At 45.4% G+C, this 26,084-nt stretch carries 20 protein-coding genes; 19 read left to right on the forward strand and 1 reads right to left on the reverse strand.

Annotated elements, in window-relative coordinates:
• The first annotated feature begins 38 nt into the window (after window positions 1-38).
• The 19 genes from J7J49_RS22635 to J7J49_RS22270 all read left to right on the forward strand — a co-directional run bounded on the left by J7J49_RS22635 (window position 39) and on the right by J7J49_RS22270 (window position 25,862).
• The gene (locus tag J7J49_RS22635; protein WP_251048455.1) at window positions 39-1,373 is read left to right on the forward strand and encodes an O-antigen ligase family protein; all 1,335 of its coding nucleotides are present in this window, start codon (window positions 39-41) and stop codon (window positions 1,371-1,373) included.
• On the forward strand, window positions 1,318-1,956 hold the full coding sequence (locus tag J7J49_RS22185) for an ElyC/SanA/YdcF family protein (RefSeq protein WP_251048456.1): 639 nt from the start codon (window positions 1,318-1,320) through the stop codon (window positions 1,954-1,956). The genes J7J49_RS22635 and J7J49_RS22185 overlap by 56 nt, the downstream gene beginning before the upstream one ends.
• A 53-nt stretch (window positions 1,957-2,009) precedes the next feature.
• A complete protein-coding gene (locus J7J49_RS22190) occupies window positions 2,010-2,447 on the forward strand; it encodes a low molecular weight protein-tyrosine-phosphatase (protein ID WP_215095750.1) in 438 nt (145 codons plus the stop codon).
• 360 nt (window positions 2,448-2,807) lie between these two features.
• On the forward strand, window positions 2,808-3,800 hold the full coding sequence (locus J7J49_RS22195; RefSeq protein ID WP_215095753.1) for a phosphoribosyltransferase: 993 nt from the start codon (window positions 2,808-2,810) through the stop codon (window positions 3,798-3,800).
• A gap of 483 nt (window positions 3,801-4,283) precedes the next feature.
• On the forward strand, window positions 4,284-5,438 hold the full coding sequence (locus tag J7J49_RS22200) for a polysaccharide export protein (protein ID WP_064233038.1): 1,155 nt from the start codon (window positions 4,284-4,286) through the stop codon (window positions 5,436-5,438).
• Between the two features lie 43 nt (window positions 5,439-5,481).
• On the forward strand, window positions 5,482-7,737 hold the full coding sequence (locus J7J49_RS22205; RefSeq protein ID WP_064233037.1) for a polysaccharide biosynthesis tyrosine autokinase: 2,256 nt from the start codon (window positions 5,482-5,484) through the stop codon (window positions 7,735-7,737).
• Between the two features lie 93 nt (window positions 7,738-7,830).
• Window positions 7,831-9,558: an ABC transporter ATP-binding protein gene (locus J7J49_RS22210; RefSeq protein WP_251048457.1), complete on the forward strand. Its 1,728-nt coding sequence runs from the start codon at window positions 7,831-7,833 to the stop codon at window positions 9,556-9,558.
• 24 nt (window positions 9,559-9,582) lie between these two features.
• Window positions 9,583-10,734, forward strand: coding sequence for an O-antigen ligase family protein (locus J7J49_RS22215; protein WP_215095757.1), 1,152 nt, complete (start codon window positions 9,583-9,585; stop codon window positions 10,732-10,734).
• A gap of 48 nt (window positions 10,735-10,782) precedes the next feature.
• Complete coding sequence (locus J7J49_RS22220) at window positions 10,783-12,783, forward strand: polysaccharide biosynthesis protein (protein ID WP_215095759.1); 2,001 nt, start codon at window positions 10,783-10,785, stop codon at window positions 12,781-12,783.
• Window positions 12,784-13,085: 302 nt separating this feature from the next.
• Complete coding sequence (locus J7J49_RS22225; RefSeq protein WP_064233033.1) at window positions 13,086-14,282, forward strand: hypothetical protein; 1,197 nt, start codon at window positions 13,086-13,088, stop codon at window positions 14,280-14,282.
• 66 nt (window positions 14,283-14,348) lie between these two features.
• The gene (locus J7J49_RS22230) at window positions 14,349-15,416 is read left to right on the forward strand and encodes an NAD-dependent epimerase (RefSeq protein WP_215095761.1); all 1,068 of its coding nucleotides are present in this window, start codon (window positions 14,349-14,351) and stop codon (window positions 15,414-15,416) included.
• Window positions 15,417-15,465: 49 nt separating this feature from the next.
• Window positions 15,466-16,836 (forward strand): UDP-glucose dehydrogenase family protein, encoded by a 1,371-nt coding sequence (locus tag J7J49_RS22235; RefSeq protein ID WP_215095763.1) that lies wholly within the window; start codon window positions 15,466-15,468, stop codon window positions 16,834-16,836.
• 96 nt (window positions 16,837-16,932) lie between these two features.
• On the forward strand, window positions 16,933-18,141 hold the full coding sequence (locus tag J7J49_RS22240; RefSeq protein WP_215095765.1) for a glycosyltransferase family 4 protein: 1,209 nt from the start codon (window positions 16,933-16,935) through the stop codon (window positions 18,139-18,141).
• Window positions 18,142-18,345: 204 nt separating this feature from the next.
• A complete protein-coding gene (locus J7J49_RS22245) occupies window positions 18,346-19,245 on the forward strand; it encodes a phosphoribosyltransferase family protein (RefSeq protein ID WP_064233029.1) in 900 nt (299 codons plus the stop codon).
• A gap of 139 nt (window positions 19,246-19,384) precedes the next feature.
• A complete protein-coding gene (locus J7J49_RS22250; protein WP_215095766.1) occupies window positions 19,385-20,197 on the forward strand; it encodes a glycosyltransferase family 2 protein in 813 nt (270 codons plus the stop codon).
• A gap of 264 nt (window positions 20,198-20,461) precedes the next feature.
• Window positions 20,462-21,421, forward strand: a complete 960-nt coding sequence (locus tag J7J49_RS22255; RefSeq protein ID WP_064233027.1) for a glycosyltransferase family 2 protein — start codon at window positions 20,462-20,464, stop codon at window positions 21,419-21,421.
• Between the two features lie 43 nt (window positions 21,422-21,464).
• Window positions 21,465-22,391, forward strand: a complete 927-nt coding sequence (locus J7J49_RS22260; RefSeq protein ID WP_215095768.1) for a glycosyltransferase family A protein — start codon at window positions 21,465-21,467, stop codon at window positions 22,389-22,391.
• Between the two features lie 474 nt (window positions 22,392-22,865).
• Complete coding sequence (locus tag J7J49_RS22265; RefSeq protein ID WP_215095771.1) at window positions 22,866-24,914, forward strand: acyltransferase family protein; 2,049 nt, start codon at window positions 22,866-22,868, stop codon at window positions 24,912-24,914.
• Complete coding sequence (locus J7J49_RS22270; RefSeq protein WP_215095773.1) at window positions 24,915-25,862, forward strand: glycosyltransferase family 2 protein; 948 nt, start codon at window positions 24,915-24,917, stop codon at window positions 25,860-25,862.
• 14 nt (window positions 25,863-25,876) lie between these two features.
• On the opposite strand, the gene J7J49_RS22275 is transcribed toward J7J49_RS22270, so the two are convergent.
• Window positions 25,877-26,084, reverse strand: a 208-nt coding sequence (locus J7J49_RS22275) for a hypothetical protein (RefSeq protein WP_215095775.1), incomplete at its 5' end; no start/stop codon positions are given.

Raw genomic sequence — 26,084 nt, forward strand, 5'->3', positions numbered from 1 at the left:
TGCTACCGCTATTGGCCCCCTTTGGCTATTGGTTAGGGTTGGGGGTTGCCATCATATGGGCGATTGTTGCCAGGAATAAACGACACGGTCATGGCTTGTTAAAAAAATCAATGGGGCGTGGTGATAGCCTTCTTTTGGCATTGCTATTAGGCGTAGGCATAGTCGAATTAGCGGTTGGCGTTTGGCATTCAAGCTTAAATAAAGCCATGCCGTTGGCGAGTGCCGCCTGGCTTGCGGCATTGGCCTTTGTGATAATTCGGCGTGTACCGCCAAGGGCTTCTGCGTGGTGGTTTGGTTTGGTGTTGAGTGGATTGAGTACAGGGGGGTGGGCAGCCTGGCAAAAATGGATAGTTGGTTTAACCCGCGCCACAGGGCATCCGCCGTTACATTCGATTTTTTTTGGCAATCTTGCGCTATTGGTGGCGTTGTTATGTTTGGCCGGGCTGGGCTGGGCCTGGCAACAGCGTTCAACACGTTTTATTTGGGTAATGCTTTTGCTGAGTGGCGCAATGGGAGGTGTGCTAGCCTCTGTGCTTTCTGGCACTCGGGGTGGATGGTTGGCATTGCCGCTAGTGATATGGGTATTTTATTGCGGTTATGCGCGTCGCTGGCGAGCGATATGGCGATGGCTGGCACTGATTGCTTTAATAGCGGTGATGATAGGGGCATATGCGACGCCCTATAGCGGTGTAGAAAAACGGGTGGATAAGGCGGTGGCCGAGGTGCATCGCTATACAGAAAGCACCGACTATGGCTCCGTCGGGGCTCGCCTGGAAATGTATCGTGGTGCAATCAGGCTAATTTATGAGCGTCCTTTTGTGGGTTACGGACATCAGGGTTATTTACCCGCCATGCAAAGACTTGAGGCGCAAGGCGTGCTAAGCCCTGAGTTAGGCAATTACTGGCATGCACATAACGACCTCCTGGACGCCTGGGTGCGAAGAGGTCTGCCAGGTTTGCTTATGGTCGTGAGTCTTTACCTCATTCCCCTGTGGCTTTTTTTTCCAGGTTTGCGCTCTGAAAGCTCCCTCCAGCGTTCTTATGCAGTAGCTGGCATGTTGCTGCCAATTGCTTTTATGAGTTTCGGTTTAAGCTATTCTTTCTTTGCATATCCGGCAGGCGTAGCAGTATATGCTAGCTGGCTGATTTTTCTTTGGATTCACGTTTCCGATCAAGTCCCGCAAAATGGTTGCCATGTACACACTAATGAAAAGCCTGACGGCGATACTGCTGATGCCAATGTCACTGATGGCAGTCACTTTTACAATTGGGTGGTCAATTCGAAAGCTGGGTCGGCATCGCCTTGGTGGCAGCATAATGACGTTGGCAATGCTCTTGCTACTGCTGGCGGCCTGGGCACCCGTGGCAGATAATTTGCTGAGGCCTTTTGAGTCGAAGTATGCCGCTTGGGAGCAATGGCCTGAGGTGCAGGACATAGAAGCAGTAGTAGTCCTCGGGGGTGGTTGGCAGCCTGATCGCCCTTGGTCAATAACCGGTAGATTCAGCGAAGGTTCGGGGTTGCGCCTTATGGAAGGTCTGCGCTTGTGGCATCAGCGCCCAGACCTGCTATTGGTAGTGTCAGGTGGAGGGAAAGACTCAAAAATGACGATGGCTCATGGCTATGCCGAAGCTGCAGAGGCATTGGGGGTGCCCTCAAAGAGTATTATTACGCTTGCGTCCCCCAACGATACGGCTGAAGAGGCCAAGGCGGTGCAGGCGCTGTTTGGCGAAGGTGCGCAAGTCTTGGTGGTGACATCAGCGTCGCATATGCCGCGCGCGATGCGTCATTTCGAGGCGGCAGGCCTAGCCCCAGTCGCTGCACCTACCCATTATTTGGCTGATCGAGCTGAGGGCTTAGGGCTAGCTTATTGGCTGCCCTCTGCGCGAGAGCTACGTAAGACCGAAAGGGCTATCTATGAAACCCTTGGGTTACTTGCCATTCAGTGGGAGCATTGAATGTGTCGAATTTGAAAACGTGTTTTTCTGCTTACCTAGGAGATAAGTAAGACATGTTCGAGCGTATTTTAGTGGTGTGTACCGGTAATATTTGTCGAAGTCCCGTCGCTGAGGCATTGCTTAGACAGCGGCTACCCGAGCGTCATATCAGTTCCGCAGGCTTAGGCGCCTTGGAAGGCGAGCCTGTATCGCCGTTTGCACGTCAATTGGCCGAGGCCGATGGCTTGGATGTTGCTAATCACAAGGCACGTCAGTTAACCGTGACAATGATACAGGAAGCCGATCTCATTCTGGTGATGTCAGAGGGCCAGCGTCGAGCTGTTGGGCAGCAGGTACCCCAAGCCTTAGGCAAGACGCTACTGCTAGGTCGTTGGCTGGACAGTAGCAAAGGACGCAATATTCCCGATCCGTACCGCAAATCCATGGAAGTTTTCGAGCATATACATACGTTACTCAAAGACGCTACCCTCACATGGGCTGAGAAACTCTAGAGACATCGTCTTCACTTCTTTTTCCTTCCTATTTTACCTTTTGGGTCTTTCTTTGACATGGCTGATGGGCATGTCAAAGAGGGGTTTATTTGTCGTTAAAAATATTTTAAGATAATTTTTCTAGTTTTTTAAATATAAATTATTAGTGATTAGTGTTTTTATTTTTTGTTTATACGATTTTTTCATGAATTTTTGTTGTTCTCTAGAGTAGTGTTTTATGAGGATTTTATTAAGCTATCATTTGGATGTCACTGTTTTGTCACTGAATGGGAGTTCTATTAAAGGATAGTTATATAAAGGCTATGCTAAATGACTTTCCATGTTGTGTTAGTCAAGCTTAATAAAGGGTGAGGTTAGGCAATGAATTATAAATCCTATGGTGATTTAAGTGATGACATCGCTGCGTCCTTGTTCAAAGTTCACGGAAAGGGTTACGACCTGGTGGTGGGTATTCCCCGTAGCGGGATAATCCCGGCCAGCATGATTGCGTTGGGCTTACATGTCGATGTGGTAGGGCTCCCAGAGTTCATTGCCAATCAACCGCTAAAAACCCGCTTGCGCAGAAAGGCTCAAAGTGAACTGACCTCTGCGTGGGAAGCGAAAAAAGTACTGCTAGTTGATGATAGTGTCATAACCGGGAGGACGGTGCAGGAAGCACAGGATGCTATCCCCGGCAGTTGCCCGTGTTTAATTGATACTTTGGCGATCTATGCAGATCCCGCTGGTGAGCAATATGTCGACATTCATTTTTACACTCTCGAATCACCCCAGGCTTTCCAGTGGAACCTTTTCACTCCCGCCATGCTTTCCCGAGCGTGTGTCGATATCGATGGTGTGCTGTGCGTCGACCCTACCGCCCATCAGAACGATGATGGAGAGGAGTACATTGCATTCTTGGATAACGCTGAGCTTCTTTACCTGCCTGCAGGTCGAATTGGCTGCTTGGTAACCAACCGGCTCGAGAAGTACCGAAGCCATACAGAGATGTGGCTTAAGCAGCAGGGCATTGAGTATGAGCGCTTGGTCATGCTGGATTTGCCTTCGAAGGAGGAACGCCAGCGCCAGGGCGTTCACTCTACGCATAAGGGCTTGTTCTACAAGAACTCCGATTACACACTCTTTATTGAAAGTAGTGCCAGCCAGGCTTCAAGTATTGCAAAAATAGCGGGAAAAGCCGTTTATTGCTGTGAAGGCAACCAAGTCTATACAGCGGCCAGCAACACTTCACCCAAAAAGGGACAACATCGCTACACTAAACGCCTTCTTCGCGCCGTCAAGAGAAGACTCCTATCTGGCCTTCCACGTCCCCTCAAGACGGCGCTGAAGGAGCGGTGGAAACCTAACAAGACGTGAACTAATTCAAAGACCGACTGGTGGCCGTCCCTTGAGGGCAGCCTTTTTCCTGTGTGTCCACTGTCACTAAGTCATCCCGTAAATCTGGGAATATTACAATTGTTCTGCGATTGTAACTTGCGATTGCTTCTTATGTTATTTTTTACAACTTCTTATTTTTTAAAAATAAAATTTTTATTGGTATTAAGAAATTAATGTTACTTACCCGCTAGGCATGATGTTGTTTCCTCCTTTCCATAACGCCAATCTCATTTCTGCACGTCTAAATAGCGTTAGCTATCTCACCCTCTGCAATGAAGTAAATCAACGTATCTGTTTTGTTTTTTTATGTAACCTTATATATGTCTGCCGTACTGGCATTCATGTCTTATGGCGGTTCGAAGTCAGAGCCGCTAAGACGAGTTTCCAAATAAGGCTCAGGGAAATGCCGTTAACAATCCCCGGGCGGTAGCGTGGTAAGACACAAAACAAAGGGAACAAAAAATGACTAATTTCAAAGCAATAGCAGGTATAAAAACCAGAAAAAAACCAGTGCGGTGGGTTCACTATCTGACGTTTATCCTGCTTCTAGTGGCCTTAAGTGGCTGCGCCATGGCCCCTGGTGGACATATTGATGATAGCAAGCTCGAACAATCGCTGGATGGTCGAGTGGACGTACAACCCATTACGCCTGAGTTTGTAGATACATTGTATGTTCCGCAAGCACCTACCACGCAAGCAACATCTCAGGCATTGAATCAAGAAGTACAAAGTTATGAATATCGGGTAGGGCCTGGGGATATTTTAAGCGTGATTGTCTACGACCATCCCGAATTGACTATTCCGGCAGGTGCAGAGCGCTCCGCTGCGGAAACCGGTAATCGGATACGACCCAATGGCACGATGTTCTACCCCTACGTGGGGCGTGTGAGGGTCGAGGGTATGACGCTTGACGAGGTGCGCGAGTTAATCGCACGGCGGCTGTCCGAAGTGATCAATGAGCCCCAAGTAGAGGTAGGTATTGCGGCGTTTAACTCTCAGAAAGTATATATCAGCGGCGCCGTGGAAACCCCCGGTACTCTGCCATTAACCATCGTGCCGATGACGGTACTTGATGCTATTAGTGCAGTAGGTGGCGCGCGTGATAATGCGGATTGGCGCAATGTCAAACTAAGCCGCAATGGTGGCGAAGAGGTGATATCGCTTTACGCCATGATGCGTCAAGGGGACATGACGCAGAATCGATTACTTCGCAATGGCGACCTACTGCACATACCCACTATGGAAAATCAAAACGTTATCGTTCTAGGGCAAGTCAGCCGTCCCGGTGCCATTGCCCTGGGTAATGAACGCATTACGTTGACGGATGCATTGGGAAGAGCCGGTGGTGTCAATGAAAACCGTGCTGAGCCGTCGGGCATTTTCGTAGTGCGAGGAAATCCCCCTGGAAGCGAGAAGATCGCTACCGTCTATCAGTTGGATATTCAGGATGCCACGCGCTTGTTGCTGGGAACACGTTTTCCTCTTCAACCGCAGGACGTGGTTTACGTGACGTCAGCGCCGCTGGCTCGCTGGAACTCTGTGATCTCACTACTACTGCCATCAGTCAGTTTGCCGGGTGATGTTGCGACGTCTGCTATTGATGCTGGCGAGCTGTAAGTATCAATTTTGCACTATATCTTCAGAGTGATGAGGCATCACCATGACTAATTTCCCTTCACCACCTTCGTCGCCAGCACCCCAAGAGAGCGATGACCTCAATCTGCGTAAGTTGGTAGATACGCTTTCCGATCATCGCTGGTTTATTGTGTCTGTGACGGGATTTTTTCTGCTGGCTGGCTACTTTAATGCCAGTTCTCAGCCGAGAATATATCAGGCTGATGCCTTGGTTCAGATAGAGACGAGAGGGTCGAACTTGGCGTTTATGGAGTCATTGGGAGAGCCCCAACAAGGTAATCCCACCTCTGCTGAGCTCGAAATTCTGCAGTCACGTATGGTGCTGGGGGAAACCGCACAGCGTCTTGACCTTGCTATCCAGGTTGAGCCGCGCCGGTTGCCGTTGGTAGGAGACTTTCTGGTTCATCATGGGGTGAACCAAGCGTGGTTCGAGAGCCTTACGCCGACATTCATTATTGAGTGGTTGGCAGACTCTTCGGAAGATGCTTGGAATAATCCTTATGTATGGGCCGGGGAGTCGCTTCGAGTCGCCCGTTTTGATGTTCCGGATGAAAATGTTGGGAGTGAGCATGTGTTGCGGCTTCTCGAAGGGGGGGCGTTCGAGTTGCTTCTGGAAGAACAAACACTGCTGACTGGTAACGTCGGGGAAACGGTACAGAATGATGAATTGGGGTATCGCCTTTTTGTCAGTCAGGCAGAAGCGCACCCCGGAGCTGAATTCACGCTAGTGCGCACGTCTGAGCTTAATGCTATAGGGGAGCTCAAAAAACGCTTTGAAATCATCCCGCGTGGATTAGAGTCGGGTGTTTATGAACTGACGTTGAACGGTTCGGATCAAGAGCAGATACAACCAACGTTAGATACATTGACCAGCGTCTTTTTGACCCAGAATGTTCAGCGTCATTCGGAAGAAGCAGAAAACCAGATCGCTTTTCTTGATGAGCAAATCCCCCAGGTTAGCAATCAATTGTCAGATGCCGAAGGGATGTTGAATGACTACCGAGCACAACGCGACTCTGTGGATCTGACGTTCGAGACACAGAATCTGCTTACCCGGGTAGTTGATGTGGAAAACCAGCTTGGTCAACTAGCAATGCGAGAAGCGGATCTGGCTGAAAGGTATCGTCCCACGCATCCCAACTACCAAACGCTATTGAGACAACGTGGTCAGCTAGAAGCCGAACGTGACCGACTCAATGCCCTGGTGGGTGAATTACCTGAGACCCAGCAGGAAGTGCTGCGCCTTACCCGGGATACTCAGGTCAATCAGCAAGTGTATGTGCAGTTGCTCAACCAGCTTCAAGAAATGCGTTTGGTGAAGGCCGGCACGGTGGGCAACGTACGTATCCTGGATGCGGCCATGCTCAGTCCTGGCACCATCGCACCGCGTATTGCGCTAATAACCGCTGTTAGTGGCTTGATTGGCGCATTGTTGGCAGTGCTATTACTGATTGTCCGTATGTTGCTCAGTCGAGCGATTAAGACTCCCGAACAGCTTGAAGAACTAGGTCTGCCTGTCTATGCCACGTTGCCGAATTCAGGTGAGCAGGCGGGGCTTACCGAGCGGATTCGACCGCGCCGTTCCAAAAAAGCCCAAGACGTCTTTCGCGGCTTGTTGGCTATCAAGAAACCCGCCGAAATCGCAGTGGAAGCATTACGTGGGCTGCGTACCAGTCTCTATTTTGCCATGCTTGAATCCGATAATAATCGGTTAATGATTACTGGTGCTAGCCCAGGAGTAGGTAAGAGCTTTATAGCCGCTAACTTAGCGGCGGTATGTGCCCAGGCCGGACAAAAAGTGTTGTTAATCGATGCCGACATGCGCCGTGGACATTTGCACCATGCTTTTCACGGCAAGGGCATAAAGGGGCTCTCAGAGTTATTGGCACGACGTATCAGCATGGAAGAAGCCATTCGCCATAGTGATCTAGATGGGCTTGATTATGTGGCAAGAGGAAGTATCCCGCCTAATCCATCCGAGCTTTTGATGCAGCAGAGTTTTCATGACTTTTTAGACACAGTGAGCAAACACTATGATCTGGTCATCGTGGATACGCCACCGATTCTGGCGGTAACTGATGCCTCGGTAATAGGCAAGTTAGTCGGCACCAGTTTAATGGTGGTGCGTTTTGACACTAACCCTCCTGGCGAAATCAAAGCCGCTAAGCGTCGTCTTGAGAGTGCTGGTGTGAGGCTCAAAGGAGGGATTCTAAATGGCGTGAAGAAACCGACCAGCAGCCGCCATGGATACTACGGCAGCTACCTTTACGCTTACCGGTGAACCAATATGCTTAATCAATTGCGCGAATTTTATTCATTGTTAACGCAACAACAGCGACGTCGATTACTAGGGCTCCAGGTATTGATCATCGTTATGGCGCTTGCGCAAATTGCCAGTGTAATCGCCATAGGGCCTTTCATGGCGGTGGTTGGTGACATGAGCAAGCTTCAAGGTGATGGCTGGTTAGCCTGGGCGTATGCCTATAGCGGGGCGCAAAGCCACAAGTCCTTTTTAAGTCTACTGGGCGGTTTGGTGCTTGGGGTTCTGCTAATGGCGGCACTTATTTCCATGTATACCACTTGGCGGCTGTCGCTCTATAGTGAGCAAGTGGGGGCTGAACTCTCTAGTCGCCTATATCGCTATTACCTGCATCAGCCTTGGTTATTTCATTCCAACCAAAACACCAGCAACCTGATCAGCAAGGTCTCGGTTGAAGTCCAGCGCGTGACCACTAAAGTGATCAATCCCGCGATGGAACTCAACGCTAAAACGGTAATGGTGACCTTGATGAGCCTGGCTATCTTTATTTACAACCCCGTTGTCGCGATATCCGGGTTGGTGATATTCCTCGCCACTTATTTGTTGCTTTATCAGACGGTGCGTCGCTTTCTTAGCATTAATGGCAAGCGTATATCTGAGGCTCAATCGAAACGCTTCAAACTGATGACCGAGGGATTCGGGGGAATTAAGGATCTCCTTTTATTGCATCGTCAAGCGAGTTTTACCTCGCGTTTTGAGAAGGCCAGCAATCGTATAGCGCGGGGCCAAGGCGTCACGCAAGGACTCAGTGAGGCCCCCCGGTACGCTATAGAGCTGGTGGCCTTCGGCTCGGTAATCCTGCTGGTTCTTTATCTGCTTAACCTTTACGAAGGCAACTTGGGTGCCATTCTGCCGGCACTTTCAATCTACGCCCTGGCCGGCTTCAAGATGTTACCGGGCTTCCAGAAAATCTATACCTCGATTACGAAAATACGCGGCAATCTAGCGGCTTATGATGCGATCCGAGCAGACTTAATGGCTAGCCGTGGTGAAACTAAAGAGTTAAAGACCGTCAGTGAACCTCAGCCAAATGCTCAGCCAATACCATGGGTGCCCCAGCGAGAGATAACAATACAGGAGGTTGCCTTCGACTATCCAGGAACACGGGCATTGGCTCTGGATGGGCTGACATTGACCATTCCGGCCAACAAAATGGTCGGTTTAGTCGGCGCTTCAGGCAGCGGAAAGAGCACCGCTGTGGACTTGTTGCTGGGTCTGATTGAGCCCCAGACAGGCCAAATACTTATTGATAGTGTGGCGCTAACGCAGGAAAACATGCGGAATTGGCATGCGGGGGTGGGGTTCGTGCCGCAACAGATATTCCTTTCCGATGCCACCATTCTTGAAAACGTTGCCTTTGCCATTGAACGCGAAAATATTGATGTTGAGAGGGTTAAGGAAGCTTTGCATATGGCGCAACTCGATGAGCTGCTTGAGCGATTTCCCGAAGGCCTTGAAACCCGGATCGGGGAGCGAGGAGTTCAGATATCAGGGGGACAGCGCCAACGTCTGGGTATCGCACGTGCCCTTTATCAACAAGCCAGAGTATTGGTCTTTGATGAAGCCACCAGCGCTCTGGATGGGATTACCGAGCGGCGTGTAATGGAGGATATCCAGCGCTTTGCAGGCCAGATGACAGTGGTGCTTATTGCCCACCGCCTGGCAACGGTTAAAGAGTGCGACATCATATATATGCTTGAAGACGGACGAGTGAGTGATGCTGGTACTTATGATGATTTAGCCAGCCGCAATCATACCTTTCAAATGATGGCTAACCTCTAGCCACAGAAGAAAAAAGGTATCGCCATGAACCTGATCGGTGCGTTGTTGCTGTTTGTGGGCCTTGCGTTAAGCAGCCTTTATTTGTTTCCCAGCGGTGGGCCACAGCTGGCTGATTTTGTGATGATCGTTTTTGCTGGCGTGATGCTTTTGATGTCACTAGGAGATAAACACCTGAAAGTTTCTTCCTTCGCAATGTGTTGGGGGTTAATGGTGCTATGGGTGGTTATGGTATGTCTTTGTTGGACGTTAGTGATGGAAACGACAGACTTTTTTATGCCTGCCCTGTTCTTTTTGTTCAATTTTTTAATTGGTATGGGATTGCTGCGTTTTCTGAGTGTTTATGGTGAACGTGCCACTAGTCTGATTCGCAATAGCGTGTCTATTGCGCTATTGGTCGCCGGTGGCTTTGTGTTAGTGCAACTGGCCTTGGGGATTAACCGCACCACTGGAAGTTTTAATAACCCCAACCAGCTGGCCTATTTTTCGCTATGCGGCGTGGTGGTGTTGTTAATGCTTGATGATTTTCACCCGAAAATGAGGCCTTTGGCATTAGCCGGGCTGGCTAGCGGCGTACTAGGGATTTTATCTGCGTCTTCATTAGCCGCTATGGGGGGAGGCGTCATGGTATTGGTCGGTTGGGCAATGGCAAATGCGAAGCAAGTAAAATACTTTGCTCGTCTGTTGTTGGTGGTGCCACTGTTATTGGGAGGCATTGTAATAGCCAACATTAGTTCGGAGGGGCAAGTATTGCGCAACCTCGAGGCGCGAATGGATCGAGCGCCAAGCAAAGTGGATAGTGTTTATGAGGAGCGCAAGTTTGACCGGCTAACGAACTTTCCCGCCTACGCGATATTGGGGGCGGGAGAAGCTAAACGAGAGCGCTTTGCTCCTTACGACGGAGCCGAAATTCATTCTTCCTACATTAATATGTTGTTTGCCTATGGCTTACCGGGGCTAGCACTTTTTCTATCGATGATAGTCATCGTATTGCGGCGAGCACCTTTATATATTTGGGCTGGAGTAGCCGGGCCATTGATCTATTCCACTACCCATAACGGCCTACGCTCGACGCTATTCTGGATACTACTTGTCATCTGTTGGCATCTCTACCGACAAGGCTCGATAGCCGCTTCCCGTCGACGCTTCGTTTTTAACTCCCCCTCTGAAATGACGTGATTGCTAGCGCTGCGATCTGATAACCCGCGAGAATGGATAGAGATAACTATGGCCAGTTTAATGAAGTCGCTATCGATGACGCCGCGTTGCATAAAGCGCAGGGTGCTTGTGGCCATTGATGGTTTTATTGTCGCGGGTAGTCTGCAGCTTGCAACAGTGATTCATCTGGAAAGCCTACAATCGCTAAGCAGTGTTGGTTTGTGGATGACCATCGGCCTGCTGGTTCCCATAAGTCTCTTATTTTTCCGCTGGCTAGGGCTTTATCGCGTTGTCATTCGCTACATGAGCCATGCCACTGTATCGACTATCGTTATTGCTGTGTTGGCATCGACTTTGTCAGTTGCACCGACCAGTTACATGGCGGCCTCACCCATTGGGCTATCGATAATTGTTATCTATGCGCTGTTCTTGTTATTGGGTATCGGTAGCCTACGTTTTGTGTTGCGCGAATTGTATCGCCATAGTCAGCTCCGTCAACGCAAGCCGGTGGTGATCTATGGGGCAGGGGCCGCGGGTTGCGAGCTGGTAGCCGCGCTGCGAAACGGAGAAGAGTACCAACCGGTGGCCTTCGTTGACGACTGGCGTGGGTTGGAAGGAGCCATGGTAGAGGGGCTGCGGGTACATCAGCCGGTCGCACTGGCGGCCCTAATTCAAGAACATCAGGCCGCTATGGTGCTGCTCGCCATTCCTAGTGCTCCACGTTGGCGGCGACGCGAGATATTGCATTGGCTTTCGGGACTTTCCGTACCTCTCAAGACAATTCCTGGAAGCGCCGATGTGATCGCTGGAAGGGCCAAAATCAGCGAACTTCGCGATGTGGCGCTTGAAGACTTATTAGGTAGGGAGTCGGTGCCTGCTTTCCCCGAACTACTGGAGGCCAATATCCGTGATAAAGCGGTCATGGTGACAGGGGCGGGAGGCTCGATAGGTAGCGAGCTGTGTCGTCAGATACTTAATCAAAATCCTGTCCGGCTACTTTTGGTAGACAACTGTGAATTCGCGCTGTACGCCATTGAGCAAGAGCTGAAGCAACATATTGAAAGTACGGCGTCCCGGTGCGAGCTAACACCCTTGCTTATCTCAGTGCAGCATTCGGGCAGTCTCAAGGCCGTATTCGAATGCTTCGAGGTGCATACCGTCTACCATGCTGCCGCATATAAGCATGTGCCGATGGTGGAGTTCAATCTCGTCCAAGGGGTAAGCAATAACGTCTTAGGCACCTTGAATCTGGCCAAGGCGGCAATGTCGGCGGATGTGGAAACCTTTGTTGTGGTATCCACCGATAAAGCGGTTCGCCCCACCAATGCCATGGGGGCATCCAAGCGTTTAACTGAGCTTATCTGCCAAGCCTTTGCCCATGCCCAGTCCAATACACGATTCTGCATGGTGCGTTTTGGCAATGTTTTAGGCTCAAGCGGCTCTGTTGTCCCTGTGTTTCGTCAGCAGATTGAGCAGGGCGGCCCCATTAAGGTGACACACCCAGATATCACCCGCTATTTCATGACGATTCCCGAAGCTGCGCAGTTGGTTATCCAGGCCGGGGCCATGGGTGAGGGTGGGGAGGTTTTCGTGCTCGATATGGGCGAGCCAGTGCGTATTCATGATCTGGCCATGAATATGATTCGCCTTTCGGGGCTGGAAGTAAAAGACGCTGCACATCCCGATGGAGATATCGAAATCATCTATTCCGGCTTGCGGCCTGGTGAAAAGCTGTACGAGGAACTGTTGATAGGTCATGACGTCAGCAAGACGCGGCATGATCGTATCATGACGTCAAAAGAGTTATTTTGGGAATGGCCGAGGCTAGAAGCCTTTCTACAGCAACTGGAGCAGGCGTTTATCGCTACTGATCATCTGCGTATCCGTCAGCTGCTGCAGTCGGCACCCTTGGACTACACCCCGTTGGACGAAATAGCTGATCTGGTATGGAAAGCACGTCAGGCAATGCCTTTAGATACGCAACGTCAATCCATTGATACAACAAGCTCCGCTTTAAGGTCAGTCGCCCGGCTAGGCCCTATATTAAGCCCGATATCCAAGGAAGGCTGAGCGGCCGAGCAACCCCCTGAAATTTATCTCTATCCAGCCATAACCTGCATTACGGTGCTTATGTCATAGGTGCTTATGTCATAGGTGCTTATGTCATAGGTGCTTATGTCATAGGTGCTTATGTCATAGGTGCTTATGTCATAGGTGCTTATGTCATAGGTGCTTATGCCATAGGGGCTGAGCTGTTCAATCCACGCCCTGATCACCATCTTTTCCTGCTTGAGTGATGCGAAAAGCATTATCGAGCATGTCACCAATGCTGATTCAAAAGAAGTGATCTCTTTAGCACAAGGAGGCAAGTCATGACGAACAAACAATCTAATGACGAACAACAAGAGTGGCTATCTGGGATTACCGTTTTTCTGATCAGAGATTGTGAGTTGGCATATTTGGATACCTTCCGCAATTTGCTTGATCACTATGGATTTAATGTGCTGTGTGGCGTGCCTATCGAAGGCGGGCAACAACAGGCGCTTGCTCAGTGGCTGATTGATGATGAACAGGAGCCAGGAAAATACTCCAGCAGCGGATCCCTGCCTGTTTTTCTCCTAGTGGTTCAGGATGTCCATCCAGTAACGGAGAAGCGGACTTCAAGTAACGTACCTGAACAGGCCAATAATCTACGGGTACTTATTGTCAAAGCAGCTTTCAAATCCACAGTTTATCGGGGGGAGGGCAAAGAGGAACCGCTAAGTCCAATACATTGTTCCTGCTATGCAAGCCAAGCGCTTGAGTATCTCAGCACGTTGATCCCTGAACTGATCGGTAAAATACGTGCAGCAGCCCTAAGCAATAATGCCGCCTTTCGCACACCTTACCCAGTTCTGGCTGACCTAAGTAAAGAGGTTTGCCGAGCCAAGGTAGAACTGGTTGATTTTCATGGCACTGAGGCGATTTGCAAGACATTTCGACCTGGGCGCGAGCGTTATCTTGAGCGTGAAGTAAAGGCGCGCGAACTTGGTGCGCCCTTACCAGAAGTATCTCATCTGCTAGAAATTGGGCCGCATTATCTAGTGTTTGAGCGCTATGCCAATTGCATGGAACATATTTTATCGCCTCGTGCGCCTTTTTCTCGTCATGGTTTGCTGCCTATCTGGACCATTGAGCGCGTGAGAGCAGTGATTTTGCACTATCGCAGTCTTGGCTACGAATGTATCGACCTTAATCCGCAAGACCTTATCTATGATCCTTGCCAAGGGTTAAAGATTATTGATTTCGAATTTCTCCAGCCCGGTCCCAATGAAATAAAAACGTTGAAAGGCAACTATGCCTGGTATGCGGTGCCTTCGCTTTTTAGCGGCGACTTGCCGCTCTCAGCCCGTCAAAGCTCTTATCGACATCGTTGGTTTCCCTATACCGGGTTGCCGCGAACCTTATGCCTGAGTGAACTTCCGCGTCCATTACTTGCCATGGTGCGTTCAGTGGCCTTGGTGCCCTTGACGTTGGATGGCTTAAGGCGAGTGAGCTGGCGCCATATTCAGCGCTTTGTACGCAACTGAGATTAGCGCTGTTATTTGTCCCACTCCCGTCTAATGCCCTCTACTCCCACGTCATGGAGTCATCACATGAAGATCCTTGTTACCGGCCATGCCGGATTCATCGGCTTTCACACTGCTAAGCGGTTGTTGGAGCGCGGTGATAGTGTCGTCGGCTTTGATAGTGTCAATGATTATTATGATCCCGCTATTAAGGAGGCGCGTCTGAAAATTCTTGATCAGACGGCATCAGAAGCGAGGGGCGATTATCTTTCAATTCGCGCTAATCTAGCCAACCAACAAGCAGTGGCAGAGTGCTTTAATGAACATCACTTTGACCGAGTCATTCATCTAGCTGCCCAAGCAGGGGTGCGTTACTCGCTAGAAAATCCACTTAGTTATGTGGAAAGCAACTTAATTGGCTTTACTAATGTGTTGGAGGCATGTCGCCACTCCAATATTGCGCACCTGACTTACGCCAGTACCAGTAGTGTTTATGGCGCTAATACGCTAATGCCATTTTCTGAGCATGAAGGCGCTAATCACCCACTTCAATTTTATGCCGCCACTAAGAAAGCCAACGAAATGATGGCTCACAGCTATAGTCATTTGTTTGGATTGCCGACCACTGGTCTGAGGTTTTTCACCGTCTATGGCCCCTGGGGCCGACCCGATATGGCACTTTTTAAGTTCACCAAAAATATTTTGGCCAATGAGCCTATTCAGGTTTTTAATTATGGCTGTCATACGCGTGACTTCACCTATGTGGATGACATTGTGGAAGGTGTTGTTCGCGCCAGTGATGATATAGCCGCTCCTGCTTTTGAGTGGAATAGTAATAACCCGGATCCTGCTACTAGCAATGCACCTTTTCGTATCTTCAATATCGGCAATAATGATCCTGTTACGGTCAACGTCTATATCGAAGCCATTGAAAAAGCGCTAGGTAGAAAAGCCATTAAGGACCTGTTGCCTTTACAGCCTGGCGATGTCCCAGACACCTATGCTGATTCAGGTGAGTTAGAAAAAATGGTTGGCTATAAGCCCACCACTCCAGTTGTTCAAGGTGTTTCAAACTTTGTCGAATGGTACCGCAATTACTACTCATTAAATGAACCAGACACCACTTTGAATGAAGTGCATAGCGCGTCTAGGTGAAAATATTTCTAGTTCTTCCATTTATTCTACTCTCCAGTTAGGAAATCTAATGAACGTTACAGTTTTTGGAACGGGTTACGTTGGCCTAGTTCAAGGCACTATTCTGGCTGAAGTTGGCCATCACGTTGTTTGTGTTGATCTGGATGATAATAAGGTCGAAAAACTTAAACAGGGCAACATCCCTATTTATGAACCTGGCCTAGAGTCTTTGGTAAAAGAAAACCATGCTGCTGGGCGGCTTGAATTTACCACTGATGCGATAGCGGGTGTCAAACATGGCCAAGTACAGTTTATTGCTGTGGGAACTCCTCCGGACGAAGATGGTAGCGCTGATCTCAAGTATGTTCTGACGGTGGCTGCCACCATTGCCGAACATATGGAGCAGAGCCAAATTATCATCAACAAGTCTACCGTACCTGTCGGGAGTGCTGACAGAGTACGAGCTGAGGTAGAAAAAGTTTTGGTAAGACGCGGCCGTGATGATATTGCATTTGACGTGGTATCTAATCCTGAGTTTCTAAAAGAAGGTAGTGCGGTCGCTGACTGCCAAAAACCTGATCGTATAATTATTGGTACCGAGTGCGATGCCACTATTGAAGTAATGCGCGAGTTATACGCTCCCTTCAATCGTAATCACGACAAGATCATCGTGATGGATGTAAAAAGTGCCGAATTAACCAAATACGCAGCTAACTGCATGTTGGCTACCAAAATAAGCTTTATGAACGAAATGGCAAACCTGGCTGAGCGCCTGGGTGCTGATATTGAAGCTGTGCGCAAAGGAATAGGCTCAGATCCACGCATAGGTTACGACTTCATTTATCCCGGCGTGGGGTATGGTGGTTCTTGCTTTCCTAAAGATCTCCAGGCACTTATTCATGTTTCGAATACAATTGACTTTGACGCCAAATTACTTAAAGCGGTGGAGTCACGTAATAAAGAGCAAAAAAACACGTTATTTAATAAAGTAAGTCAGCACTTTAATGCAGAACTTAAGGCAAAAACCTTCGCCATTTGGGGACTTTCATTTAAGCCCAATACTGATGATATGCGCGATGCCCCGAGCAGGGTGCTTATGGAAGCATTTTGGGCCGCCGGTGCCAAGGTGCAGGCGTATGACCCGGAAGCCATGGAAGAAGCTCAGCGAATCTATGGGAGCAATGATCACTTGGTTCTTTGTGGTACTAAAGAGGCTGCGCTGAAGAAAGCTGACGCCTTGATTATTGTCACTGAGTGGCAAAACTTTCGGGCCCCTGATTTTGATCTTATTAAATCGCAACTGACTGAACCCACTATCTTTGATGGGCGTAATATTTATGAGCCGCGTCGTATGGAGTCGAAAGGGTTTACTTATTACTCAGTAGGCAGACCAAGTCCTTTACTATCTTCATCCATCACCATTAAAAGCGCGAAAGTCTGACTTAATTTTAATGCTATTCAGTATAAGCATATTGCTTTGATACCAGTCTAAAGGGCAAGGCTATTATGCTGTCTGGTATCTTGTTGAGGAGTTACTATGAACGCTAAGGCTGCTAAACCGAATCGTCGCTTTTTGCTAGTGTCGGGCTCAAGTTATTCCTTGGTTAATTTTCGTGGGCCGCTAGTGCGCAGCCTGATTAAAGCAGGGTTAGAAGTTCACGCGGCATCTCCAGGGCTTAATGATGATCCTATAACATGTCGACAGCTTGAATCCTGGGGTGTGATTATTCATGACATCCCTATGCAACGAACAGGACTGAATCCTTGGCACGATTTTCTTACTCTGAAGTCGCTTTATCGCTTAATGAATGATATTCGTCCCGATGCTGTTCTGGGGTATACCATCAAGCCCGTGGTGTATGGGATGCTGGCTGCTTGGCTAGCGAAGGTTCCACGGCGCTACGCATTGATCACTGGCTTGGGGTATGCCTTTGCCGGAGAGGCCCGCGGTAAACGTGCGCTAGTTTTTCATTTGGTGCGCAGGCTCTATGCGGTAGCTTTGAATAAGGTAGATAGGGTGTTTTTTCAGAACCCTGATGATGAAACGTTATTTCGTGATTTGGAGATACTCCATACTCACGTTCCTTCACAGGTGCTCAATGGGTCAGGGGTAGATATGGCTCATTTTGCAGCAGCTCCTTTACCTGAAGGATCACCACGGTTTTTATTGGTTGCTCGTTTGTTGGCCGATAAGGGCGTGCGTCAGTACGCAGAAGCAGCTAGGAAAATCAAACAGCAGCATCCTGAAGTCGTGTTTCAACTAGCCGGTGATATCGATAGCAATCCCGATACAATTACGCAACAAGAATTGGCTACCTGGGTAGGGGAAGGTTTTCTTGAACATTTAGGTTGGCTGAGTGATGTGCGGCCGGCACTTACTGAGAGCAGCGTTTTTGTACTGCCTAGCTATTACCGGGAAGGCACACCGCGTTCAATCTTGGAAGCTATGTCTATGGGGCGAGCGGTGATCACCACCGATGCACCTGGCTGTCGAGAAACCGTAATTGATGGCGAAAACGGCTACTTGGTACCCGTAAAAGATGTTGACGCATTGGTTAATGCCATGCAGCACTTTATTGACCGACCCGCATTAATGCAAACCATGGGGCGACGCTCCTACGAAATTGCTAAAGATAAATACGATGTGCATAAAGTGAATGCCATTATGCTTGAAGCAATGGGTATAGGGAAACCTGAACTTCAGAATATGGCGGAAAAACCATTTGATACTATTGCTGCTAAATAAAAATTAATTAATCGTTGTTTATATTATATCCTCAGAAAGCATTAACAGCCTCGATGCTCATATCCTAAGTGTATCTTTTTAGAGTATCTGTTCTCTGATGCAATAGGTTTTTATCAGTGGTCTCCATGTTCCTATATGTATCAGTTAAATATGTGATAGATAGCTGTTGCTGAATATATTGAGCGAGTTATCGGAGAAAACTTAATGCAGATACAGTTCAAGTCATATGGTGATCTCGGTAGGGATATTACAAAGAATTTTGGAAAATTTTCCGGTGAGTGGGACTTAGTCGTTGGGGTTCCCAGAAGTGGTATGGTACCTGCTTATATGATTGCACTTGCTCTGAATGTGAACTGCACGGATATCTCATCTTGGGTGAACAACTATCCATTGAAAAGAGGGCTTACCCGTGGAGTAAGAAAAGAATTGAGTTCTCCTTGGGAGGCAAAAAAGGTTCTCATTGTGGATGACAGCATAATGAGTGGAAAGTCAATAAGAAGCGAAATTGAAGCGGTTCCTGAGTGGTTAGCTTCCCGTGCAACGACTCTGGCCGTTTATTCAGGGAAACCAATCAGGAGTGATGTAGATATTATTCTTGAATTCCTTCCTCATCCTAGGGCTTTCGAATGGAACATATTTCATCACAATGTCATGAATAGATCGTGTATTTGTCTCGAGGGTATGATTGCCGAAGGCGAGTCTGTCAGTGACAAGCCCACAGCTCGCTTTCGATATATACCATCAAGAGATATTAATACGATCGTATCTAGCCAGAAAGAATCAAGCCGCAATGAGGTAGAAATCTTACTAAAGAGCAACGGGATTACATATCGAAACCTCGTTTTGGCTAACAACGATACTGATGTTATGGCGATGGACTCTCTTGTTAGGTTCAAAGTAAAGACGTTCATCACGTCAGCGACAGATTTATTCGTTGAAGAAAACTCTGATCAAGCAAAACTTATTTGTCGGGAAGCAAGGAAGCCTGTTTTCTGTTCCAGTGATAACTGTATATATAATCCAGGAGATGAACTTGGAACCCGATTTGTTAAGAATAAGATAAAGTTGTTGATGTGGAAGATTGTAAATAGCAAGGCATGGTAGAAAATATATTTTAAGATGTCTTTTTTCAAAAGGGCATACAGGTTTATCAAAATAATGAATTGAGTCGCCAGAAGCTAATAATTAATTTTATTTGTATGCCTGGTGCTTATAAAAATTTTATCTGACGCCATGGAGATGAATGATGGATCAGATTAATATCTCTGTTATTATGACGGTTAAGAATGGTTCTAAATACTTGGAATCTTGTCTTTCTTCTGTTTTTTCTCAGACTTATCCGCCTAAAGAAATCGTTGTGGTCAATGATGGATCAGACGACGATACCTGGGAAGTGCTTAAGAGATTACGCCATACGGCTCCGATACAGGTTCAGTTAGTGAATACACAAGGTATTGGGCGTTCGCAGGCGCTTAATCTTGCTGTCTGCCATACGCGCTATCCGTGGCTGGCTAATATCGACGCTGACGACAAATGGCTACCCGAGAAATTGGCGCATCAGGTCGCTACTGTGGGTCTGTTTCCAGACGTAGAACTTGTCGTCACAGCTAGCCAAATCGTCTATGGAGATGGAGACGGGGAGTCGTTAGTCGGGGGTGGATTTTCAGTAACACCAATGGGCTGCGACAGTTTTTATGTTAATAATCCGATAAATCATAGCTCTATACTTTTCTCTCGACGATTTTTTGATCAGGTTGGCGGGTACGATGAAAAATTATTTAGGCAGGTCGATATTGATCTTTGGATACGCGCTCTTAGAAAAGGTTTTATGTTTTACCAAGTGAATTTGCCGCTAACAATTAAACGACTTCATGACGGTCAGAGCTTTGAGGTTGGAAATAGATTAGGTTATACATTTAATTCATTAAAAATTAGCTTAAAAAAATTATGGCAACTTAAAGCTCCGTTTTATTACTTTCCAATTGCTTTTTTAAAGTTTTTTTATAATAACATTCCAAGAGTAATCCGGCGCCGTTTGAAAAGAGTGAATCATTAGGTTGATAACTATTCTGCAAGTATTCATGTTTTATGGTTAGCGCTTCAAAAAAAGTATCTGTAATTATAATTGACATGATTGTTTTTATAAAACCTATCTTTTTTTAATAGTGATATTTTTGAATTTTCTTTATCGTCAACAACAACGTTTACCATTCCAAGATGGTAAGTAATGTCAGAAGCTGCCGTATTAAACGTATGAATGCGTTAGCTAATAATTAAACGCCGCATTGATTTCTAAGGGCATGATTTGGCAGGGGACACTATGAGCAAGGTGATCGCAGTGATACTCACCTACAATCGGCAGGATTTGCTGCAGCTATGCTTAGCTTCCATTTATTCACAAACACGCATTTGTGACCAGGTGATTGTAGTTGATAATGCTAGTAATGATAATACACAAAAAATACTAAGTGAATTGGACTATCCTAATCTAAAAATTTATTTACTCTCGCAGAATATAGGTGCTGCGGGTGGATTCAATGCTGGGTTTCGTCTTGCATATCAGGAGGGGGCTGATTTTATTTGGATGATGGATGATGATGTCATTCCAGAACCGTCTGCCTTGCAATGTTTGATTGAAGCTGATAATACACTCGATAAAAATGGAATTGATAGGGCGTATTTAATCTCTACTGCTTTTACTGAAAATGGTTACGTAACTAATTCACCCTCTATTAACAAAAAAATGAATCATATTGGTTATAAAGATTGGCCAAAGTTCGCTCAATATGGTGTTGTTTCCGTTGATAGGGCAACTTTTGTATCTATTCTAGTCCCTCGCAGTACCCTTGAGAGGTATGGTTTGCCAATTTCCTCAATGTTTATATGGGGTGAGGATACGGAATATACGTTAAGAATAACGAAAGATATCCCTGGGTTTGTAGTTGGTGCTAGCAAGGTTATGCATTTACGTCAGGAGAAAGGTGTTTTGAACATAATTTCTGAAAATAGTGAAGTCCGCCTAAAATATTATAAATACTTAATAAGAAATAGAATATTTGTCACTAAGAAATATCGCTCAATTCGTGTAGTAGTTAAAATTATGTGTTTAGATTTTTATATGATATTAAAATTATTGCGAAGATGGCAATTAAAAAAAGCTAAAATTGTAACAATCGGGTTGGTGGAAGGCTTTCTTTTTTCACCTGAAATTGAATACATTGATTCTCCGGTTAAGAGTCAATGTCTCCCTTTGAGAGTTCATAGATGTCAAAATTTATAAATTTTAATTAAAGTATGTTAATGTCTTGCAGTGAGGTGAGTTTATGTGTAAGTTTTCTGTCATAGTACCTGTGCATAACAAGGCTTCAACGCTATTGGACTCCCTTACTTGCCTTTATAATCAGACTTTTAAGAATTTTGAAATTATTGTCGTTGATGATGCATCTACAGATGGATCTCTCCAGATTTTAATACAAGAGGAGCGCAAGGGTAAGCTGCGATTGTTCCAGCGAGATGAGCCTGGACCAGGTGGATACGCAGCGCGCAATTATGGAGCACAGCAGGCAACATCTCAGTGGTTGGTTTTTTTTGATGCAGACGATCTGCTTGTGTATGACCATCTATCGATATTTGCTAATGCTATTTCGGAAAATCCATCTATTAATTTTTTCGTAAATGCTTTCCGGAAAATGGAAGGAAATATAGTAGTTCCTCGAAGTGAATCCTTGCAAAATGGAGTTTTGAGTCGGCAGGCGGCCTTAGCGGCGTTCTCACGTTCTGATTTCATTCACATGAACGGGGCTTGCATACGTAAAAGTACATTCATGGCCCTTGGTGGATTTCCTGTTGGTCGCTATCGGCGTGCTGGGGATGTTTATTTTTGGTTAAAAGTAATATGTAGCCTCAAAATGGTTCACTATGATCCCACCGTTACGAGCATGTGGTTGCTTCATAATAGCGGTGTGGTAAGCGATAAAAGTAATATGACTCAAACTCATCCCTGCTTAGATTTAAAGAGTGAACTTAAAGTTGGCCTCTCTTGGATTGAAAAGCATTATTTAAATGCCTCCATAAACCGTAAGATATTGTCTTGGGCAGTCGAGAAAAAGATAGCTGGAAGATCGGTTGAGACAGATATACGTTCACTAATATTATTTGGTATGCGTCCCCGACAGTGGATGACTTTAGCAACGCTTATAATACCTCAGCCTTATTATGGTAGATTGCGGGAGCGGGTGTTAAGTGAATAAAAATTATTCTTATTTTAATTCCAGCGTAAGTTTCTTAAATTAAAGTAACAAAGAAATTAAGTTGTCATGAATAATGAAAAACTTCTTGAATATTTTACAGCTATAATTTTACAACTATATCTAACCCACTAATGCACATAAGTTCAGTTTTATTAAATCGAAAATAAAAAAATATCAGTTTTTTAGAAATTTAGGAACGCCGTAGTTAATGCTTAGTGCTGAAGATGGTTGTCTGGCGATACACGAAATGTATTAGATTGATCAATAAAAAAATAAATAAATGATATTTATTTTGAATAGTTGATTAATTTCTTTTTGCATCAGACTTATCAGATATTATCCATCGACAAAGTAAGATTTTTAGCGATCTTTTTAATAATATCTTTGCTTGAAATTTTAGTTATTATTTAAGGTGTTAGAAGTCGCTGTGACTAGATATGTTGAATGTTTTACTATTTATCAAGGAGGATAGAAGTGAACAAAACTTTTGATGTTTATACTTCCGATAACAAATATCGTGAGGATATTCAAGGTGTTCGTGCCATAGGTGCGATGCTCGTACTTGTTTTTCATATCTGGTTTCAGAAGGTATCCGGAGGGGTCGATGTATTTTTCGTTGTATCTGGGTTCCTAATGACAGGCATGTTGATTCGCCAGTATGCAAAGGAAAGAAATATAAAGACTTTTCATTTTTGGGGAGGGATTATTAAGCGTGTAGCTCCATCTGCTTACGTTGTTCTATTAATTACTTTTATTCTCAGTTATTTTTTCGTACCACCTGTATATTGGGTGGCTACAATACATGAATTTATTTTCAGCGCAGGACATCTAGAAAACATTTTGCTGATAAGAAGAGAAGTTGACTACTTACAGGCTGGAGATCCGGCCAGTCCTTTTCAACAGTACTGGGCTCTCTCAATACAAGTGCAATTCTATGCTTTCTTTCCTTTCTTGATTGGGCCATTGTTATATCTATCGAATAGAATTAAGTCATTGATCCCTTTGATGTTGGGTGTTTCTGCAGTTGTTGTTTTTTCTTTTTTATATTCCCTCATTTCCACGCATTATAATCCGAATACTGCCTATTTTAACCCTATAGGAAGATTGTGGGAGTTTTTAATAGGGGCACTTGTTGCTATATTTATACCTTACATAAAACTCAGTAAACAAATGGCATCGATGCTCTCCTTTCTAGGAGTATTATTGCTTTTTAGTGTCGGTATTTTCTTTCCTAGAGAATGGAATTTTCCGGGGTATGCTTCGCTATTTCCTGTTATCGCGGCTGTTTTTCTTATCATTTCAGGAAAAGATGATAAACATAAAACATTTGTGAAAAGTATTTTGACAAATCGTTATCTTGTAATGATGGGAGCTATGTCATTTACTATCTATCTGTGGCATTGGCCTATACTTGTTTTTTTTCAGCATTATTATGAAACCACAAACCTAGGCATTATAAAGGGAATGATGATTGTTATATTAGGAATTTTGTCAGCTTTTATAACGACCTGGTTGGTTGAAAAGCCTTTTAGGAAAATGCCAAAGTCTAGAGTATGGATTTCTTATATAGCCGGATTTTTGTTTTTTTTTCCTTCCGTTACAATCGGTATTGGAGCGAAATACTACATTGAAAATCGAGATGATGTAAATGTTGTCTTTAAAACATCTTCTTTCGATGGTTCGAAGATTTCTATACAAAATAATGCTTCAGATTTAAACTATGGCTATGTTACTTCGATATCTAATGATTTAGGCGAAGCCATGGATTCTGACAACGGTTGTGCTACGAAAATTTCAGAGTCTGAGATTTCAGCCTGTGAGTTTGGAGATGCTTCATCTGGTAACGTTGTTGCATTAGTAGGTGGATCACATATTGGTCAATGGGAACCTTTTTTTTCAAAGTTAGCAGAAGAGTATGGTTATAAGGTGGTAAGTATAATAAAACATTCCTGTTCACTTGGTTATGAAATTGTGGAGGATAATGATACTTGTAAACTATGGAATGATAACATTATTGACTATTTGATTGAGCTTTCTCCCAATATAGTTATAACAAACTCGACAAGGTCTAATCGCCCTCGTGACAACAGGCTAGTAGTAGGCGACCCTGTTGAGTTTGTACCTGATGGTCATGTGGAAAAATGGAAGGAAATAACTGCCTTGGGTATTCCAGTATTGGGCATAAGGGATAATCCTTGGTTTGAAAGTGATCCTAGCTATTGCGTATGGAAAAATCGTGACGAGGCGAGTCTGTGTGCTCGGCCGATTGAAGAAGTACTGCTAAAAGACAACCCTGCAGATGAATATGCAGCTATAATTCCTCTGTTCACCTCTATAGATTTTACCCCATTGATATGTGTTGATGGATTATGTCCAGCATATTTTGATGAAAGGTTAATGTGGTCTGATACCCACCACCTTACACGAAATTATTTGGAATACATTACCCCAAGTCTGAAAGAATCACTTGAGCATCAGACGTCAATTTTTCAGACTTTAAATAACCACGGGGAGATAGATTAAATGTCTTTTTATAAACTTGAAATTGAGGTGGAATGTAAAAGTGCTCAAGAGAATGCAGGAGGGGTTATGAAGATTAGCAGCCCAAGAGCTTCCGTTATTGTGCCTACCTATTATGATTGGGCACGATTAAGGCTCTGTGTTATTGCCTTGCAAAATCAAACTTTTCCAAAGGATGATTTCGAAGTCATCATTGTAAATAATGCACCAGAAGATATACCTCCTATTGATTTTTATTTGCCGAATAATTTTACTATAATTACCGAGGGAAAGCCGGGGTCATATGCAGCAAGAAATGCTGCTTTAAAATTAGCTAAGGGTGAAATTATTGCTTTTACTGATTCTGATTGTATTCCTGATCCTTACTGGCTGGAAGCTGCTGTTAAACGTTTTGATAAAGGTGTTGAACGAATAGCTGGCAAGATAGAGCTTTTTTTTAAGTCTGACAATCTCACTCTTGTCGAAATTTATGAAAAAGCGTTTGCTTTCGATCAGGAGAAATATGCAAAGGCAGGAGGGGCAGCAACTGCCAATATGATTACACTAGCTAAAAATTTTAAAACAGTTGGTTTTTTTAACGATACATTAATGTCTGGAGGTGACAATGAGTGGGGCTGGAGAGCGATGGATAAAGGTATATCTATTGAATATGCTCCAGAAGTTATTGTCAACCACCCAGCTCGAGCTGATATTAAGGCTATGCTTAAAAAACGTAAAAGAGTGCTAGGAGGTGAAGTAAGTAAAGAAAATGAAAATATTAAAAAAAGTTTTATTTTGACGCTTCTTAAAGGCTACTTCCCACCGCGGAGGCAATTGAATCTTTTTTTTAAAAAAGGACTGCCTTTTTCTAAAAAGCTTTTAGCTTATTTGTTGTGTTATTATTTTAAAATCTATTCAACTACCTATAAATTAGCCTTGCTAGTAGGTATTGCTAAGCCTGAGAGATCCTGATTTTCAACAAGTGTTTATAAAGTTCCATTATTGTAAATTTGCAATTCGTATTGATTTAGAATCAGTAAACCCTCCTGAATTTTGTGGAGGGTTTTTTTTTGGTGAAAATATTTCTTATATTTCATGTGTCGATTAGAACAAATTTTACCCGCTGTTATCAACGCTCCAGGTGAACCCATAATGCCGTTGAAGCCTGTGCTTGCGACGTCACCCCCTGATTGA

Source organism: Halomonas sp. ISL-56, assembly GCF_018612805.1.
GTDB lineage: Bacteria > Pseudomonadota > Gammaproteobacteria > Pseudomonadales > Halomonadaceae > Vreelandella.

Excerpts from the sequence above, each read along its gene's own strand:
- J7J49_RS22185 (WP_251048456.1), top strand. The coding sequence starts at position 1,318 with ATGACGTTGGCAATGCTCTTGCTACTGCTGGCGGCCTGGGCACCCGTG.
- J7J49_RS22190 (WP_215095750.1), top strand. The coding sequence starts at position 2,010 with ATGTTCGAGCGTATTTTAGTGGTGTGTACCGGTAATATTTGTCGAAGT.
- J7J49_RS22195 (WP_215095753.1), top strand. The coding sequence starts at position 2,808 with ATGAATTATAAATCCTATGGTGATTTAAGTGATGACATCGCTGCGTCC.
- J7J49_RS22200 (WP_064233038.1), top strand. The coding sequence starts at position 4,284 with ATGACTAATTTCAAAGCAATAGCAGGTATAAAAACCAGAAAAAAACCA.
- J7J49_RS22205 (WP_064233037.1), top strand. The coding sequence starts at position 5,482 with ATGACTAATTTCCCTTCACCACCTTCGTCGCCAGCACCCCAAGAGAGC.
- J7J49_RS22210 (WP_251048457.1), top strand. The coding sequence starts at position 7,831 with ATGGCGCTTGCGCAAATTGCCAGTGTAATCGCCATAGGGCCTTTCATG.
- J7J49_RS22215 (WP_215095757.1), top strand. The coding sequence starts at position 9,583 with ATGAACCTGATCGGTGCGTTGTTGCTGTTTGTGGGCCTTGCGTTAAGC.
- J7J49_RS22220 (WP_215095759.1), top strand. The coding sequence starts at position 10,783 with ATGGCCAGTTTAATGAAGTCGCTATCGATGACGCCGCGTTGCATAAAG.
- J7J49_RS22225 (WP_064233033.1), top strand. The coding sequence starts at position 13,086 with ATGACGAACAAACAATCTAATGACGAACAACAAGAGTGGCTATCTGGG.
- J7J49_RS22230 (WP_215095761.1), top strand. The coding sequence starts at position 14,349 with ATGAAGATCCTTGTTACCGGCCATGCCGGATTCATCGGCTTTCACACT.
- J7J49_RS22235 (WP_215095763.1), top strand. The coding sequence starts at position 15,466 with ATGAACGTTACAGTTTTTGGAACGGGTTACGTTGGCCTAGTTCAAGGC.
- J7J49_RS22240 (WP_215095765.1), top strand. The coding sequence starts at position 16,933 with ATGAACGCTAAGGCTGCTAAACCGAATCGTCGCTTTTTGCTAGTGTCG.
- J7J49_RS22245 (WP_064233029.1), top strand. The coding sequence starts at position 18,346 with ATGCAGATACAGTTCAAGTCATATGGTGATCTCGGTAGGGATATTACA.
- J7J49_RS22250 (WP_215095766.1), top strand. The coding sequence starts at position 19,385 with ATGATGGATCAGATTAATATCTCTGTTATTATGACGGTTAAGAATGGT.
- J7J49_RS22255 (WP_064233027.1), top strand. The coding sequence starts at position 20,462 with ATGAGCAAGGTGATCGCAGTGATACTCACCTACAATCGGCAGGATTTG.
- J7J49_RS22260 (WP_215095768.1), top strand. The coding sequence starts at position 21,465 with ATGTGTAAGTTTTCTGTCATAGTACCTGTGCATAACAAGGCTTCAACG.
- J7J49_RS22270 (WP_215095773.1), top strand. The coding sequence starts at position 24,915 with ATGTCTTTTTATAAACTTGAAATTGAGGTGGAATGTAAAAGTGCTCAA.